At 37.5% G+C, this 15,965-nt stretch carries 18 protein-coding genes and 1 pseudogene; all 19 read left to right on the top strand.

The window, feature by feature from the left end:
- Positions 1-546 (top strand): hypothetical protein (locus tag HN459_08670; GenBank protein MBT3479519.1); only part of this gene is annotated, 546 nt, incomplete at its 5' end.
- A 136-nt stretch (positions 547-682) separates the two neighbouring features.
- Positions 683-1,009 (top strand): thioredoxin, encoded by a 327-nt coding sequence (gene trxA / locus HN459_08665; protein MBT3479518.1) that lies wholly within the window; start codon positions 683-685, stop codon positions 1,007-1,009.
- 12 nt (positions 1,010-1,021) lie between these two features.
- The gene (gene trxB / locus HN459_08660) at positions 1,022-1,951 is read left to right on the top strand and encodes a thioredoxin-disulfide reductase (GenBank protein MBT3479517.1); all 930 of its coding nucleotides are present in this window, start codon (positions 1,022-1,024) and stop codon (positions 1,949-1,951) included.
- Between the two features lie 42 nt (positions 1,952-1,993).
- Positions 1,994-2,725 carry an ATP-binding cassette domain-containing protein gene (locus HN459_08655; protein ID MBT3479516.1) on the top strand — a complete coding sequence of 244 codons (732 nt, stop codon included), beginning with the start codon at positions 1,994-1,996 and terminating at the stop codon, positions 2,723-2,725.
- A 27-nt stretch (positions 2,726-2,752) separates the two neighbouring features.
- A pseudogene (locus HN459_08650) lies at positions 2,753-2,929 on the top strand (PspC domain-containing protein).
- A gap of 240 nt (positions 2,930-3,169) precedes the next feature.
- Positions 3,170-3,376 (top strand): PspC domain-containing protein, encoded by a 207-nt coding sequence (locus HN459_08645; GenBank protein MBT3479515.1) that lies wholly within the window; start codon positions 3,170-3,172, stop codon positions 3,374-3,376.
- A gap of 3 nt (positions 3,377-3,379) precedes the next feature.
- The gene (rfaE1, locus tag HN459_08640) at positions 3,380-4,354 is read left to right on the top strand and encodes a D-glycero-beta-D-manno-heptose-7-phosphate kinase (GenBank protein MBT3479514.1); all 975 of its coding nucleotides are present in this window, start codon (positions 3,380-3,382) and stop codon (positions 4,352-4,354) included.
- A gap of 48 nt (positions 4,355-4,402) precedes the next feature.
- The gene (locus HN459_08635; protein ID MBT3479513.1) at positions 4,403-6,016 is read left to right on the top strand and encodes a hypothetical protein; all 1,614 of its coding nucleotides are present in this window, start codon (positions 4,403-4,405) and stop codon (positions 6,014-6,016) included.
- A complete protein-coding gene (locus HN459_08630) occupies positions 6,013-7,278 on the top strand; it encodes a GWxTD domain-containing protein (GenBank protein ID MBT3479512.1) in 1,266 nt (421 codons plus the stop codon). The genes HN459_08635 and HN459_08630 overlap by 4 nt, the downstream gene beginning before the upstream one ends.
- The gene (locus tag HN459_08625; GenBank protein ID MBT3479511.1) at positions 7,275-7,433 is read left to right on the top strand and encodes a hypothetical protein; all 159 of its coding nucleotides are present in this window, start codon (positions 7,275-7,277) and stop codon (positions 7,431-7,433) included. The genes HN459_08630 and HN459_08625 overlap by 4 nt, the downstream gene beginning before the upstream one ends.
- 70 nt (positions 7,434-7,503) lie before the next feature.
- Positions 7,504-8,292 carry a PD-(D/E)XK nuclease family protein gene (locus HN459_08620; GenBank protein ID MBT3479510.1) on the top strand — a complete coding sequence of 263 codons (789 nt, stop codon included), beginning with the start codon at positions 7,504-7,506 and terminating at the stop codon, positions 8,290-8,292.
- Positions 8,293-8,298: 6 nt separating this feature from the next.
- Positions 8,299-8,808 carry a ribonuclease HI family protein gene (locus tag HN459_08615; protein MBT3479509.1) on the top strand — a complete coding sequence of 170 codons (510 nt, stop codon included), beginning with the start codon at positions 8,299-8,301 and terminating at the stop codon, positions 8,806-8,808.
- 95 nt (positions 8,809-8,903) lie between these two features.
- On the top strand, positions 8,904-9,932 hold the full coding sequence (locus HN459_08610) for a rod shape-determining protein (protein ID MBT3479508.1): 1,029 nt from the start codon (positions 8,904-8,906) through the stop codon (positions 9,930-9,932).
- A 184-nt stretch (positions 9,933-10,116) separates the two neighbouring features.
- Positions 10,117-10,740 (top strand): rod shape-determining protein MreC, encoded by a 624-nt coding sequence (locus tag HN459_08605; protein MBT3479507.1) that lies wholly within the window; start codon positions 10,117-10,119, stop codon positions 10,738-10,740.
- The gene (gene mreD, locus HN459_08600; protein MBT3479506.1) at positions 10,727-11,218 is read left to right on the top strand and encodes a rod shape-determining protein MreD; all 492 of its coding nucleotides are present in this window, start codon (positions 10,727-10,729) and stop codon (positions 11,216-11,218) included. Before HN459_08605 ends, mreD begins: the two co-directional genes overlap by 14 nt.
- Before the next feature lie 28 nt (positions 11,219-11,246).
- Positions 11,247-12,968: a penicillin-binding protein 2 gene (gene mrdA, locus HN459_08595; protein ID MBT3479505.1), complete on the top strand. Its 1,722-nt coding sequence runs from the start codon at positions 11,247-11,249 to the stop codon at positions 12,966-12,968.
- Positions 12,968-14,194 carry a rod shape-determining protein RodA gene (locus HN459_08590; protein ID MBT3479504.1) on the top strand — a complete coding sequence of 409 codons (1,227 nt, stop codon included), beginning with the start codon at positions 12,968-12,970 and terminating at the stop codon, positions 14,192-14,194. Before mrdA ends, HN459_08590 begins: the two co-directional genes overlap by 1 nt.
- Positions 14,195-14,282: 88 nt before the next feature.
- On the top strand, positions 14,283-15,104 hold the full coding sequence (locus HN459_08585) for a tetratricopeptide repeat protein (GenBank protein MBT3479503.1): 822 nt from the start codon (positions 14,283-14,285) through the stop codon (positions 15,102-15,104).
- A 13-nt stretch (positions 15,105-15,117) separates the two neighbouring features.
- Positions 15,118-15,945 carry a glycogen/starch synthase gene (locus HN459_08580; protein MBT3479502.1) on the top strand — a complete coding sequence of 276 codons (828 nt, stop codon included), beginning with the start codon at positions 15,118-15,120 and terminating at the stop codon, positions 15,943-15,945.
- Positions 15,946-15,965: the final 20 nt, after the last annotated feature.

Below are 15,965 nucleotides of genomic sequence, written 5' to 3'. Positions count from 1 at the left end.
GAATATTTACAGTCCCAAGGAATTGATTCAGGTCGGATTCCTAAGCCGAAACGTGACTCCCTTTTTACTCTAGTAACCAATGAAATTGATAAACAAATTGGTCCGGGAAAGGTTACCCGATATGGCAACTTTTTTTATTACAATAATTCGATTAATCCAATGGAGCGGGAAGTGGCGACAGAAATTTTAAAATCCCATTTATCTAAATTGGAAGGGATTCATACTGTTATCACAAAAGAGGATATGTTAAAGGGTGGAAATAGTGTTTTTAAAATGCGATTAAAAAATATGGTTCATCCTGAGAAAAGTCCGGATGTATATCTTATTACCAAAAAATACTGGACATGGAAATATCCAGTAGGCGCAAGTCACGGTTCACCTTATGATTATGATGCCCATGTACCATTGATATTCGCCCGAGGCGGCCAAAAAGCAATAGTGAAATCGGTTCGTGTTAAGACAGTGGATATTGCCCCGACAGTTGCAAGAATATTAAAAATAGATTTTCCGAAGTCAATTGATGGCGAAGCTCTATCGATTGAATAATTTTGATTTATACAATTTAAATATTTTGTTTTTTATCGCAGACAAATTATGAAATTGTATGAATTTGGTGTTTTTATAATATTATAAATCGGGTAAGTTTGCAGCCGATTTATAACCTCTAAATGAAGGAGATGACATGCAAGAAAATGTCATAGAATTTACCTCAGTTAATTTTGAGGCTGAAGTATTGAAGTCCGAAAAACCTGTGCTCGTAGATTTCTGGGCAGAATGGTGTGGACCTTGTCGTGCAATTGCACCCGTAGTTGACGAAGTTGCCAATACCTATAACGGAAAAGTAAAGGTTGGCAAATTAAACGTGGACAATGAGAATCAATTGGCCACACAATTTGGCGTTCGGAGTATTCCGGCGTTATTAATTTTCAAAGATGGTGCAGTTGTTAACCAAATTATTGGCGCTGTACCCAAAACCAGAATAACTGAATTACTAGAAACAGTTATTTAATTAGTTGATAAAATGAATCGAAAAGTTATCATTATCGGTTCGGGGCCTGCCGGATTAACAGCGGCATTATATACAGCCCGAGCTAATTTGAATCCATTGGTATTAGAAGGTAATCAGCCTGGTGGTCAATTGACCATTACCACTGATGTGGAAAATTATCCCGGATTTCCTGAGGGAATCATGGGCCCGGAACTTATGGAAAAGTTTCGTGAACAAGCCGTGCGGTTCGGTGCTGAATGCCATTTTAAACATGTCACAAAAGTTGATTTCAGTGAACGCCCATTCAAAGTATGGGTAGGTGATGAAGAATACACCGCTGATTCAATTATTATTGCCACAGGCGCAACGGCAAAAATGCTTGGACTTGAGAGCGAAAAAGAGCTCATGGGTTATGGTGTTTCTGCATGTGCTACCTGTGATGGATTTTTCTTTCGCGATAAGAAAGTTCTTGTTATTGGCGGTGGAGATTCAGCTATGGAAGAAGCAAATTATCTTACAAAATTTGCGTCTGAAGTTGTTATCGTACATCGTCGTGAGGAGTTTCGCGCATCCAAAATTATGGTTGATCGTGCTTTAGAAAATCCGAAGATTAATGTGGCTTGGAATTCAAGTCTTATTCAAATCCATGGGACTAAAGAAAAAGGTGTTCATGGTGTTGAATTAAAAGATACACAAACAGGTGAAACGCGTGATGAAGCCTGCGATGGTGTATTTATGGCTATTGGACATAAACCGAATACAGATTTATTCGGTGAGATTTTAGATTCTGATCAAACTGGATATTTGGTTACCAAAAACGGCAGTTCGGCTACCAATTTGGAGGGCATATTTGCCTGTGGAGATGTCCAGGATCATGTGTACCGACAGGCTATAACCGCCGCCGGTACCGGCTGTATGGCAGCCATTGATGCAGAACGATTTTTAGAAAGCCAACATAGCTAAATAACTTTTCGATTCATCTTTTTACTGAAATAGGAGAAAAAGATGAATGATCGAGGTACTTCCATATATGATATCCAGGGGATAAAAAAATCCTACGGAAATCATACTATATTAAATATTCGCCGTTTGGAATTCCATCGCGGAACGATTTACGGTATCATTGGACCTATTGGTTCAGGGAAATCCACCCTTTTCAATATATTGGCCGGTTTGAAAAAACCCAATGAAGGTGTTGTCAAATATGATGATGCTGAATTTGAAACCAATTGGATGGGTAAACTCAAGACTATACCTGAAATTGCATTGGCTAATATTGATTCAATTCCCAAAGGGTCAAAAGTTTCTGACGTTATTAAATCAATGGATAAAAATCGTCTAGAAAAACGCGCTGCCAAATATTTCAACAATGGATCATTGCCGTTTTTACTTAACCGTAAAGTGAGTGATTTATCTCCGGGAGAACTGGCTTGGATAAATATGATTATTGCTGTAGAAAGTGATCCGCGTGTATTAATGATTGATGATTATGGTGTATTCTTTGACACCAACATGGAATCAGATTTTCGCAAAAAACTTATCCGAATGAATAAAGATTTGGGTACAACCATAATAGTAGCAGCGCCATCTGATCAAAATATTAAACGGATTGCTTCCGTTTTAATATATTTGGACAATGGACACATTTCTAAAATACGGCCCGGTGCAGGCAGAGGGAATTTTCGACAGGAACGTGAAAGGCAACCAAGCAGGCGCAGGCAAAGAAACAATCGTTAATCAATTAAATTAACGTAAATTTTACTTATGCAGCGAATTAACCGAAGCAATTCAGAAAGAATCATTTCCGGCGTTTGTGGCGGTGTGGCGAAGTATTTTGGCATTGATCCAACTATCGTTCGTTTAGTTTGGGTGTTTTTTACACTTTTCGGTGGTGCAGGATTATTGGCCTACATTATTGCTGCCATAATGATTCCAGACGAATTGACACAAAGCACTTCAATTAATTTTGATTCTATTAAAAACAACCCATTATGGGGAGTTCTGTTAATTTTAATCGGAATAATTCTGTTTTTTAGATATGACCATATTTTATTCATGGTTTGGGATACTTTTTGGGATAACCTTTTAAATGTATTTTTGGTAATGTCTTTAGTTGGCGTGGGTCTTTACTTTCTTTATTCTAAAACCAATGAAGCCAAAGAGGTGAATAGTAATGACAAAGTGTGGGAATTACTTCATCTATCTATCTTGGATAAAAAGCTTGCGGGTGTATGTGGCGGATTTGGGCAATCGCTTAATATTGACCCTACCATTGTACGAATTCTATGGGTATTTGGTACTTTTATGAGTATTGGCGTTGGCGTCTTGCTGTATATTTTTTTAGCACTTGTTCTACCAGAACGAACTATTACACCTAAGGATATTTAGATAATGGAATTAAATCGTTTCAAAGAAATAACTACCAGATTCGCGGATAAAAAAGTCCTTGTTGTGGGTGACCTAATGTTGGATACGTACCTTTGGGGGCATGCAGATAGAATTTCACCGGAAGCGCCTGTGCCAGTTGTGAAAGTTAATAAAATTGAGCACAATCCCGGAGGCGCTGCAAATGTTGCCTTAAACCTCGCATCATTGGGATGTAAAGTTTCTATCATTGGCTTGATCGGCGCCGATTCAGAGGGAAAAATATTAACAGAATTATTGGATCAACGAAATATTGTTTGCACCAATTTGGTTGAGAGTGACAATCGTCCAACTACCGTTAAGTCAAGAATTATGGCCCATAACCAACAAGTGGTGAGGGCTGATCGTGAAGAAAATTCCGATCTATCGGAATCATCCAACAAAGCGTTGGCTGAATCTGTTGATTTAACTTTAAAAGATGTAGATGCAATTATCTTGGAAGATTATAATAAAGGTGTACTCAATTCCGAATCGATCAATACAATAATTCTAATGGCTAATGAAACAGGGAAACCTGTTTATGTCGATCCGAAAAAAGCAAATTTTAATACCTACAAAAATGTTCGTTTGTTCAAACCAAATTTAAATGAATTCAGACAGGCTTATGCCGAGAATGAATCTCTGGAAGTTGCCGGTTTTCGACTCAAAAATGAATTGAATGCAGAAATATTAATGATTACCCGCGGCGCAGAAGGTGTTTCATTGTTCGATGGTTCCGATTACCATCATATACCAACTAAAGCCAGACGTGTGCATGATGTTTCTGGGGCAGGAGACACAGTGATTTCCACATTTGCTTTAGCGGATTTATGCGGTGCCACTCCAGAAGAGTCTGTGACCCTATCCAATTATGCTGCCGGTCGTGTTTGTGAAGAAGTGGGTGTTGTTCCCATTAGTCTCGACCTTTTGAATGAAATGCTAGATCACCATAACAGCATTTAATTCACCCTTTTCTTTCCCTATATTCTATATCATTCAATCTCAATTTTCATGATTCGTACCATCATTATATTCCTATTGCTATTCGGCAACATATTTGCTCAGCCAAATCTGAGATTCCACCCATTTGATTGGGTTCAGTATCGCTATACTGGTAAGGTTAATTCTATCACTTTCGGGGATCGATATGCCTACATAGGTACCCAATACGGGGGTGTTTTAAGATTTAATATATTTTCAGAACGTTTTGAGGAGCCCATCACCCGCGCTCAAGGATTGCGTAGTAATACAACTACAGCTGTCCATCGTGCTTCAAATGGTGTATTGTGGGTTGCTACTCCATACGGAGTTGAGTATAGCTTTGATGAAGAAGGAAACTGGCGGTACATGGATAACCACCAATTAGGTCTTTTTGGCGGGCAGTATGTTGAAAGAATAGGAGAATCAGATAATTATATATGGCTGAAAACAGGAAGCTTGGTTCATCGAATTGATCCTATAACTGGTGTCCAAGTTGGTGCTATGCCAAACCCAGACGAGACTGTAAAATGGAGTTCAGGGCTTTTACGATTCAGTACGGACTTATCCAATCTGTTGATTGATTTCTCGTTAATGGATGGGTGGATGACTGACTTACAATCATTAATACATCCTGATGGATATAAAATGAATATTACGACAATTTTGGAGCACCCACTTCATGGGATATGGATGGGTACAGAAGATGGTACATTTTTCCGTGGTGATGCTACAATGAAGTCATTTACACCCTTCAAATTTGGTCTTACTGGAAATGATATTCAAGTCATAGAAGGTAAAGATTCCTTTTGGTTAGGCGGGCGATTGGGCCATTTGCAATCGGGTATTACCTATTTTGATTATGATAGGAATATTGCCGATCAATATTTATTTCGAGAAATGATTAATTTGGATGAATCATCCATTTTTTCAATTTTAGAAATGAAAAAGGAAATTTGGTTTGGAGGAGAAGATGCACTTTTAGTCTATAATAAAAAAAAGGATTATTGGCGTACATTTAATATACAAATAGGTGGAAGAAAATCGTTGGCCGTGTCTATGGTAAAGGTTGGGGACCATGTCTGGATTGGAAGTCCAAATGGTATTTCCATCATTAAGATGGATGATAAAAAAACCATATCTTCCAAAGTTGAAAAATATTTCAGAAACATATTCATCTATGATTTGGCATTCGCAAATGATCAGGTTTGGATCGGCACTGAAATTGGTTTATTCCTATATGATATTAATAAAGATGTCATTCGCGATTATAAATCCTACGGCTATAAGAATGATGAGGTCCTTTTCCCTTTAAAATTCACGGATTTTACCGCTATTGTCCATGATAAAAATCAAATACTTGTGGCTAATCGAACAGGTGTTTTATCATTTAATTTTCGGGATCGTCAATGGTCTAACGCGGTAGATCCATCAATATTTGGCGGATTAGAAATAAGAGCAATGGCAATTCATAAAAATATCGTTTTCATGGCAACCTCAAATGGTTTGGTGCAATATGATATGAAAAAGAACCTCATGGATATTTTCAATTTTTCATTTATTGGTCAGGTAAACGACTTGTATATTAGGGACAGAAAAATTTGGCTGGGAACTACCGAAGGACTTATTTCGTATCGATACAAATGAAACATTATTATAAATCAATCATCCTGATCAGTCTTGCCTTGAGCAATCTTATCATTGCCCAGAGGAGGCCAAACAATAGCCGCAACCGAGAAATTATACGCCAATATGGATTTACTGTATTTAGCGTAGCTGATGAAAACTCCGATTCAATCCGAGTATTGTCATATGTTTCAATACCTAATCACGTTTTGCAATTCGTTAAAACAACAAATGGGTTTGAAGCAGAGTATGAAACAACTATATCCCTGAAGAGAAAAAAGGGCAAACAGGTTGGTCGGAAAAATTGGTCAAATACATTAGTTACAGATGATTATCTCGAATCGACATCTAAGAAAACGATGACCATTCATCACCACGAATTTAAAGTTCCTGCGGGCGATTACATCATTTCGGCAGAAGTCTTAGATAAAGATTCTAATGACAGTGGCGTAAGGGATAAAGAATTAAAGTATTCTGAACATAAAGGTGACTTAGCTTTGTATAATCCATTTTTTGTGGATTATTTATCGGGGAAGTGGGGCTTGAATGAGAATGAGATCCCAATGTTCCAAAATTTGATTGGAGAAAAAGTAACCCGCACATCTGTATTCGTTTCGGGCAAAATTAAACCCGGACCATATATCCTTGAAGTCTTGGTTACCAATTCCAAAAAGAAGGAAATATGGAAGAAGTCATTTCAATCAAAATCGGAAGAATCGTTTTTTCATCAAAGAATTATTATTCCTGAGGAAGTGGCCAAACAAGGATTGCGAAAAAAAGTTGATATTGTATTAATACAAGGTAATGCGAAAAGGAAAGAATCGGTCATCCTATCTGTGAATAGATCTGGTATTTCATCTTCCATTAATGACATTGCCCAAGCAGTAGAAAATATGCGCTACATTCTTCATGATGATGAATGGAAAAAACTGAGTAAAGCTAAAAACACAGATAAGGAAGCTCTATTCATTGAATATTGGAGCGGTCGTGATCCAACGCCGGAAACGCCTGACAACGAGGTGATGAATGAATATTTTTCTCGAGTTTATTATTCAAATGTAAATTTTAAATCTTATATGCCCGGATGGAAAACGGATATGGGAATGATCTATATATTATTTGGACCACCAGATGATTTGGAAATATACAATGACCCTCTAAGTCGTATATACTCACAACGATGGCATTATTATAGAATTAACAAATATTTTGATTTTATAGATGAAAATGGATTCGGCGATTACCGCCTGTCCACACCATTCTTCCGCGGAAGATCCTGGTGAAAATACTCCTCATCCTCGGGGATGGTGTAGGGAGTGAGTTAGCCATAGAGAAGGCTATAAATGCAGGATGGGTTACGCGAGATCTTGGTGGAAGCATGGGCACAATTGAAATGGGTGATTTCATTTGTTCAAAATTAGCAGAAAATATTGCTTAATCCTGATCTCCGATAGATTTAGACTGTAAGCAAACCGTAACTTTTAACATAATTCTTTAATGATCAATTAATGATTGAACGATTTTCATACAGCAGTCTCGAAACATATAAAAAATGTCCGGCTCAATTTCGCTATCGCTATATAGATAAAAACTATAAGGACGACGAGGGAATTGAAGCTTTTATGGGCATACGCGTCCACGAAGCACTGGAATATTTATATAATGAAGTGATGGCTAGCCGACTCCCTTTTCTTGATGGTGTAATTGAAAAGTACCATCAAGTATGGGAAGAAAATTGGCATAACCGTATTGCCATTGTTAGGAAAGAAAATAAGCCAAAGTTTTATTTCGAGTTGGGTGAGCGGTGTATTGCTGCGTATTACAGGACTTTTAGTCCATTTGATCAAATGGTAATTGGAACGGAATTTGAATATATATTTTCTGTAGATGATTCCAAGGATTATATGATGAAAGGTATTATGGATCGATTGGACCACGATGGTAAAGGAAATTATGAGATTCATGATTATAAAAGTGGCAAACGAATGTTAACTCAATATACTGCTGACAAAGATTGTCAATTGGCCCTGTATCAGATTGCGTTACGAAATGATCGAGACGATGTGAAGTCAGTAAAGCTAGTTTGGCATTTTCTACAGCACAATCAAACAGTTGAATCGACACGAAATGATTACCAACTTGATCAATTAAAAAATCAGACAAAAACTCGTATTGATAACATTCGAAATCATATTAAAAATGGCAGTGCATTCAATCCGAAAAAAAGCATCCTTTGCAATTGGTGTTATTACTGGGAAGAATGTCCAGCCCAATATGGTACAAACCCATATATTTAGGAAAAAATGAAATTAAATCAACAAGAAACTAGTGCCTTAAAAATTCTCCTTTCTGAGCCAAAAAATCGAGTGGAAGATTCTTTGGATAACCTTTATAATAAAATGACTTCTAATAGTGAAGTTACTTTATTTATTGATGGGGCTGCAGATTTGAATTCGAAAACTGCCGGAATTGGGGGAGTCATTTTTAAAGATGGGGAAGAAGTGTATTCATTTTCAGAATACCTTCATGATGCCACCAACAATGAAGCGGAATACACAGCGCTTATTGTAGGTTTGAAATGGCTTGTCGAACTAAAGTTGCTTAATGTAAAAATATATTCTGACAGCGAATTGGTCGTGAAACAAATCAGTGGTGAATACAGAGTAAAAAACCCCCGAATGCAAAAACTTCATCGCGAAGCAATGTCCCAATTTCATCAATTAGATAGCTGGTCTTTTAGTCATATTTATAGAGATAAAAATGATGCAGCGGATAAGTTGGCAAAGGCCGGCCGTGAAAAAGGAAAAAAATAAATTCAAATCACTCTTTTATATGATGAAACCATTGGGTTATTTAATTTAGATTTGCGGTCTATTATCCGAACATAAAATATTGAAGAGTAATTAAAATGGGTTTCTTAAATTCTTTCACAAATCCCTTGAATTGGATTTCTGGCGACATCGCCATTGATTTAGGTACTGCCAATACCCTTATTTATATTAAGGGTAAGGGCATTATGATTAACGAGCCTTCGATTGTTGCTAAATCTGTACACAATGATAAAATTATTGCAGTAGGGTATGAGGCCAAAGCAATGGTGGGTCGTACACATAGAGAAATAGAGACAATTAGACCTTTGCGAGATGGCGTTATTGCAGACTTCACTATGACAGATGGACTTATCCAGGGTTTTATAAAAAAAATAAACATGAATCGTTTGGCTCGTCCACGGATGGTAATTTGTGTCCCCTCTGGCGTTACTGAAGTTGAGCGCAGAGCCGTTCGTGATTCTGGTGAAAGGGCCAACGCACGTGAAGTGTTTTTGATTGAAGAACCAGTAGCCGCAGCGATTGGTATGGGACTAGATATTTCAAAACCGTTTGGGAATATAATTGTTGATATAGGTGGTGGGACGACAGAGATTGCAGTGATTTCCTTAAATGGTGTTGTTACGAAAGAAACTATTCGAGTCGCAGGTGATGAAATGGATGAATCTATTATCCAATGGTTCCGCAATGAACATAAACTTGACATTGGTCATTCAACAGCAGAGTCTATTAAAAAAGCTGTTGGTTCTGCGATGCGCATCAAGAATGAAATGATTGCTGTCAAAGGCCGTGACCTTGTTTCTGGAATTCCAAAAACAATTGAAGTTTCATCTGATGAAGTTAGACAGTCCCTCAAGGATCCCATTAACGCGATTGTTGAGGCAGTAAAACGCGCTTTGGAACGTACCCCTCCAGAACTTTCGGCAGATATCCTAGATCGAGGTATCATCATGACCGGTGGGGGAAGTATGCTAAAAGGAATTGACCAGTTAATCAGGGAACGAACAAACGTTCCGGTGAATATTGCTGAAGAACCACTGCTTTCAGTTGTTAAAGGAACGGGTAAAGTCCTTGAAGATGTGAAAAAATACGAGTCTGTTCTGATATAACCATTGAATGCGGAATTTCTACCTAGCCCTTTTACGCTATAAAGACCATTTGATTCTAGTGATAGCGGTTACGCTATCCTTTACCTTGCTCCTAAAAAACGATTCGCCCGATGTTTTAATAGTTCGGGGAAAATTTAGTGACTATTTTTCTTTTATTTCCGGCCCTTTTTCATGGGTGAAAAGCATGACGCAACTCCAAGAGGAGACTCAATTCCTTCGCGAAAAAAATATTCAATTAACGCTTGAATTGGAGTCTTTATTAAACGCTGAGAAAGAAAATGTTTCTTTGCGATATCTCCTAAGATTTAAGCGCGAAAGTCAACTGAAACTGATGGCGGCAAAAGTGGTGAATATGGGCGCATCATCAAATTTATCGTCAATCACTCTTGATATTGGATCAAATCATGGTGTATTAGTAAATCAACCAGTTTTAGTACCAGGCGGCGTGATTGGTAAAACAGTTGTTGTTGGAAAAGAATCAACAATAGTCCAAATTATAAATGATATTAATTATCGCTTATCTGTACGCACTATGCCATCAGGAAATACTGGTATTCTTCGATATATTGCCAATGATATTTGTGAAATCCGGGAATTACAAAAAAACGCAAAAATTTCAATTGGCGATAAAGTGGTTACTTCGGGTTTCAGCCAAATTTATCCAAAAAATCTTCCCGTAGGCGAAGTTGTAGAAGTAATAGACGAGCGGGGGAGTTTTCAAAAAATAGCAAAAGTTAGGATTCAGCCTAAATTGGGTGCACTATTAAATGTATTCCTTGTGATTGAAGAAATAAATGAAGTGGATTAAAGTTATTCTTCCGACAATTGGTGTATTCTTTATCCAATTTTTTTTGGTCGATTTTTTATCCCTAAATATGATTCGTCCTGACTTTTTGGTTATATATGTTTTTTATATCAGTTTGGTTTATGGTAAAACTCCTGGCGTCATTATTGGCTTCACTCTAGGCGTTCTTTCTGATTTGACAGGCGTGGGTTCCTTGTTTGGTCTCGCACCATTATCATTGTCTATAACGGCCTACTTAACCGGTTATTTAAATGGAAAGTATGAACGATTATTACCATATATCTTTCATGCTACTTGGGTCGTAATTATAGCCATACACTTTCTTTTGATTTCTTATGTTCGATTTCAATCCGTTTATGAATCTGATATTATTCTGTTCTGGACAAAATGGCTCATGTCTTTTTCCTATACAATGATGTTTTTCTTGATAGTCCAATTCTTTTTTCCTGTTAGAGAAGCTTCCATTGCTGAAAACACCTAATTCAGTTTCCAAGTCTAAATTTTGGGTCATGATAACTTTTGTCATTATTCTTCATTCTGTATTGGCCTTTCGATTTTTTCAATTACAAATTTTAGATTTTGAGTTTTACAATAAACGGGCAGACAGTAATCGAATTCGCGCCATCTCTTTGCCAGCATCGCGGGGACTAATTCTTGATCGCCATGGTGAAATCATTGTAGATAATTATCCCACTTATATTCTTTATGGAATTGGTGCAGAAATCAGGGATAAACAAAAAAATTATAAAGTAATCAGCCACAGCATTGGAATTGATACCTCAATATTAAAAAAGAATTATAAGAATTATTATCGGAACCGATTCTTGCCAACGCGTCTTGTAAAAGATTTGACGATTGAACAATTAAGCCGATTAGAAGAAGCTAAAAATGATTTAAGCGGCATTATGTATAAACAATTCCCAGAACGAATATATAACCCCAAAATTCGTGCATCCCACGTTTTAGGATATTTAAAAGAAATGGATCAGGAAATGATTCAGAAAATGGTGTCAAATGGTGATTATGAGTCTGGCGATCTTGTTGGATGGTCAGGACTTGAACAAGAGTATGAAACTACGCTCAAGGGTGATAAGGGTGTGGAATATTTTCAGGTGGATGCATATGGTCGTGAAGCGGGAAAACTTGAAGGTGAAGAAAATATTTTATCCTCTCCTGGGAACAATATTTCCACAACTCTTGATGTATCCTTACAGCAACTAATTGAAAAGGAATTTAGAGGTAAGAAGGGTGTTGGAATAGTTTCTGATCCAAGAACGGGTGGTATTCTTGCCTATGTAAGTGCACCTGATTATAAGCCTGATCTTTTCACCGGTTTAATTTCGAACTCAGATTGGCAAGAAGTGATTTCGGACCCAAATCGTCCTTTATTGAATCGTGTTGCGAATGGTACCTATCCTCCAGCATCAATATTTAAAATGGTTGTTGCTTTGGCGTTGCTAGAGAAAAACCTTATTTCACCCCAGACGGAAGTTTTCTGTACTGGTTCCTATGAGTTTTATGATCGAACTTTTGGATGCTGGAGTGAATTTGGACATGGAAAGATTGATCTTGAACAGGCAATTGTCCAGTCATGTGATGTATTCTTTTACCAAGCAATTCAAAAGATAAAATTAAATGAATTAGCAGAGTTCGCTAAACAGTTCGGGTTTGGTTATGAAACTAATATTGATCTTCCTGCAGAAATGAAAGGACGAATGCCAGACCGAGCCTTTATGAATCGTCTCTATGGGCGATGGGGTTGGTCACAGGGCGCAATGTTAAATATTTCAATCGGACAAGGTGAAATCCTAGTTACACCACTTCAAATGGCTGCTTATACAAATATTTTGGCAACAAAAGGGAATACCCATCCACTTTATATGGTTCAGGCTAAAGATGATTTTATTGTAAAACCAATAGTCAGGAATCAATCGTGGAATCTTATACAAAAATATATGCGAAAAGTTATTTCGGATCCGAAAGGAACAGGTCGTAGGTCAGATCCTAAAATCCCCGGATTAAAAATTTCTGGAAAAACTGGTACAGCTGAGAATCCTCATGGCGAACCCCACGCCTGGTTTATAGCCTTCGGCGAAAAAGATGGAGCAATGATTTCCGTTGTCATTCTGATCGAGAACGGCGGTCATGGCGGTGAAGTAGCAGCGCCGATGGCTCGTAAAATATTTAAGCAATATTTTGAAGATGATAAAACAAAGCTGGTCAATTCATAATGCTTCTTAATTTTCAAAAAAAAATAATCGAATCACCCTTAAGTATTCTTATCGGGGTGATTGCTTTATTATCGGTGGGACTTCTTACCCTTTTTAGCATTACGGCGATACAAGAGCAAGAGCCACCCAATGCATTCTCGAAACAACTTATTTTTCTTGTGCCAGCTGTGCTTTTAATGATTGCAATTATGGTCACCTCTAAGCGATTTATTCATAAATATATATTTATACTCTATGGAATAATCATTATTGCAGTAATACTTCCATTCTTCGGACCAAAAATTGCTGGTACTTATCGGTGGATCTACATGGGACTTCCATTTGGTCTTCAGCCATCTGAAATTGCGAAGTGGGTAATTGTCATCACATTAGCTAGGTATTTATCTGACCATAATTTGCAAATGAGGAACTTCGGTTCAAATATTGTTCCATTCACCATTGCATTGATACCAACATTTATTGTTCTGAGGCAACCGGATTTAGGAACGGCATTCGTGATGATGGCACCGGTGATACCTATGCTATTTTGGGTGGGGGCAAGACCCTATCATTTGTTCTTAATAGTGGCCCCTTTGTTAAGTATTCTTGCTGCATTTAACGTAGTGGTATTTTCTGTTTGGGCAGCCATTATGGCCATTGTCATCTTCTTGTCACGTCCTCAATTGTGGCACGGGGTAGGAATTTACTTCAGCAATATTTTCCTTGGATTGATATTTCCGTTTTTGTGGAACTCATTGCGTCCGTTTCAACAAAATAGAGTTCTCACTTTATTTAACCCGGAGTCAGATCCGCTCGGTGCAGGTTACCAGATTATTCAAAGTAAAACAGCTTTAGGTTCTGGTGGATTGTTTGGGAAAGGTTGGGGGCAAGGGACCCAAACTCATTTAAAGTTTCTTCCGGTTCAAGAATCTGATTTTATTGTCAGTGTAATCGGAGAAGAATTGGGCTTTATTGCTTTACTGGCAATGGTGGTTTTATTCCTTTGGCTTATTGTAAAAATAATTCGATTAGCCATTAATGCATCAGATAGATTCGCCGGACTTATCTTAATTGGTATTGCAACGATTTTCATGACCCATGTTTTTGTCAATTGTGCCATGACAGTAGGGATGATTCCTGTTAAGGGTCTGCCACTTCCATTCGTTTCTTATGGCGGATCATTTCTGGTATCCAGTTTTATGATGATTGGTTTAGTTTTGAACTTTGGCAGGGAAGAAATGGATTAATTTGGAGTGAAAAAGATAATGACGACGCCAAATAAAGGCGGTAAATTCCGAGCCTTAATTTGATTCTTTAATCACAGGCAGATATTACATGACGTATCGATTGTTCAAATTCACAGCAACTATAATTCTTCTCGCAACATTTACGATTGTGTCCGGACAGGATGCAACAACGAAGCGTGAATTAAAACGACTCAATGCAAAGATTGATCGAGAAAATGTGAGAGTAGATTCGCTCGACACTCAAATTCGAATGTTGCTTCCTGAGCTTCAAAATGCACTTAAAGCAAATCTGAAAGCCAAGGAGCAAACTGATTCAGTAGCCATCCTTTTGATAAATCGTATCAATACGATCCAAAATAAGATGCGATTGATTGAAGATAAAACTGCCTACATAGATAGTGTCAATTTTGAAATACTGGCTCAATTGGTTATGATTGAAAATAAAATTGTAACACTGACAAATAGTTTTACAGAAATGTATAACTTGAAAAATAATAAACTTGGGGATAAGGTCAGTTCTAAAATAAGTCCGGTTGAATATAAGAAAACTTATATTGATGCTCTTTCGGCTTATCAGAATGGTGCATTTGAAAAAGCTGTGACGGGATTTGCGGGACTAGTCATGAGCGACCCATTGAACGAATTAGCTGATAATAGCCAATATTGGTTGGCGGAATGTTATTATACTATGAAGAATTATAAACGCGCCATCATTGAATTTGAAAAAGTATTCACATTCCCCGGAACGGATAAAGATGACGATGCACAATTAAAATTGGGCCATTGTCACAGGAACATGGGTAACCTTAACAAAGCACGGGAAGAATATAAACGATTGATTGATTATTTTCCCGGTTCGGAATTTTATGATAAGGCTCGGGTCTCACTCAAACAACTGAACGTACAATAAATACAGAGAAAATATGTCTTTAAAACTTTTTTATCTCACTACTGAGATTACACCTTTTGCAGAAACCTCCCATTTGGGAAACTATTCAGTTCACGTACCATTGGCATTACAAATTGCTGGACATGATGTAAGAACAATGATTCCAAAATATGGTTTCGTCAGTGAAAGAAAATATATCCTGCGTGAAGTTATTCGTCTCCGTGAAATTTCTTTTGAGTTTAACGGAGAGGAAGTTATTACTTCCGCTAAAAGTGCTTTTATACCTAAGACAAGAGTGCAAGTTTATTTCCTTGAAAACACCAAATGGTATAAGTCTCTGACTAACTTGTTGTATAAAGCTAAAAATGGCCGCATTCTTGCTGATAATGATGAACGTTATGGTTATTTTTCAAAAGCAGCAATTGCAATTTTACCCCATTTGTTTTGGAAACCTGACGTAGTCATTTGCAACGGGTGGCAAAGTGCTTTTGTCCCCTTGATCTATCAGCAAATTTATGATAAAAAAGATTTCTACGGTAAAATTAAAACAGTCCTGACTGTTCATTCGGTTGATGAATATTGTGAGTTTTCCCGAAAATCTTACGAAAAAGCGGGCGTTACACTTCCTGATAGTATTAAGGGCAATACCGTAAACTGTTATGAAGCGGCTGCACCTTTTGCAGATTTGATTGTAGCAGTGGATTCACCTGAAAATGATGTCACAGCAAAATTGATGAAATTACCCGGCATTAAAGCACATAAAGAGAAATTGGTTTCAATTTCACTCGATGATGAAGAATCACCGGACTTTAATGCTACCGCCACCGCCCTGAATGAAGTATTGACGAAACATTTCGCCTAATCCTTCGTAGTATAACTCCT

This window comes from Candidatus Neomarinimicrobiota bacterium, from assembly GCA_018647265.1.
GTDB lineage: Bacteria > Fidelibacterota > Marinisomatia > Marinisomatales > TCS55 > TCS55.
The sequence above is the reverse complement of the archived record's forward strand: the minus strand, read 5'-3'. Positions and strand labels throughout refer to the sequence as shown.

Bases quoted from the DNA above. Each gene is read 5' to 3' on its own strand.
- trxA (MBT3479518.1), top strand. From the start codon at position 683: ATGCAAGAAAATGTCATAGAATTTACCTCAGTTAATTTTGAGGCTGAA.
- trxB (MBT3479517.1), top strand. From the start codon at position 1,022: ATGAATCGAAAAGTTATCATTATCGGTTCGGGGCCTGCCGGATTAACA.
- HN459_08655 (MBT3479516.1), top strand. From the start codon at position 1,994: ATGAATGATCGAGGTACTTCCATATATGATATCCAGGGGATAAAAAAA.
- rfaE1 (MBT3479514.1), top strand. From the start codon at position 3,380: ATGGAATTAAATCGTTTCAAAGAAATAACTACCAGATTCGCGGATAAA.
- HN459_08635 (MBT3479513.1), top strand. From the start codon at position 4,403: ATGATTCGTACCATCATTATATTCCTATTGCTATTCGGCAACATATTT.
- HN459_08630 (MBT3479512.1), top strand. From the start codon at position 6,013: ATGAAACATTATTATAAATCAATCATCCTGATCAGTCTTGCCTTGAGC.
- HN459_08620 (MBT3479510.1), top strand. From the start codon at position 7,504: ATGATTGAACGATTTTCATACAGCAGTCTCGAAACATATAAAAAATGT.
- HN459_08615 (MBT3479509.1), top strand. From the start codon at position 8,299: ATGAAATTAAATCAACAAGAAACTAGTGCCTTAAAAATTCTCCTTTCT.
- HN459_08610 (MBT3479508.1), top strand. From the start codon at position 8,904: ATGGGTTTCTTAAATTCTTTCACAAATCCCTTGAATTGGATTTCTGGC.
- HN459_08605 (MBT3479507.1), top strand. From the start codon at position 10,117: ATGACGCAACTCCAAGAGGAGACTCAATTCCTTCGCGAAAAAAATATT.
- mreD (MBT3479506.1), top strand. From the start codon at position 10,727: ATGAAGTGGATTAAAGTTATTCTTCCGACAATTGGTGTATTCTTTATC.
- mrdA (MBT3479505.1), top strand. From the start codon at position 11,247: ATGATAACTTTTGTCATTATTCTTCATTCTGTATTGGCCTTTCGATTT.
- HN459_08590 (MBT3479504.1), top strand. From the start codon at position 12,968: ATGCTTCTTAATTTTCAAAAAAAAATAATCGAATCACCCTTAAGTATT.
- HN459_08585 (MBT3479503.1), top strand. From the start codon at position 14,283: ATGACGTATCGATTGTTCAAATTCACAGCAACTATAATTCTTCTCGCA.
- HN459_08580 (MBT3479502.1), top strand. From the start codon at position 15,118: ATGTCTTTAAAACTTTTTTATCTCACTACTGAGATTACACCTTTTGCA.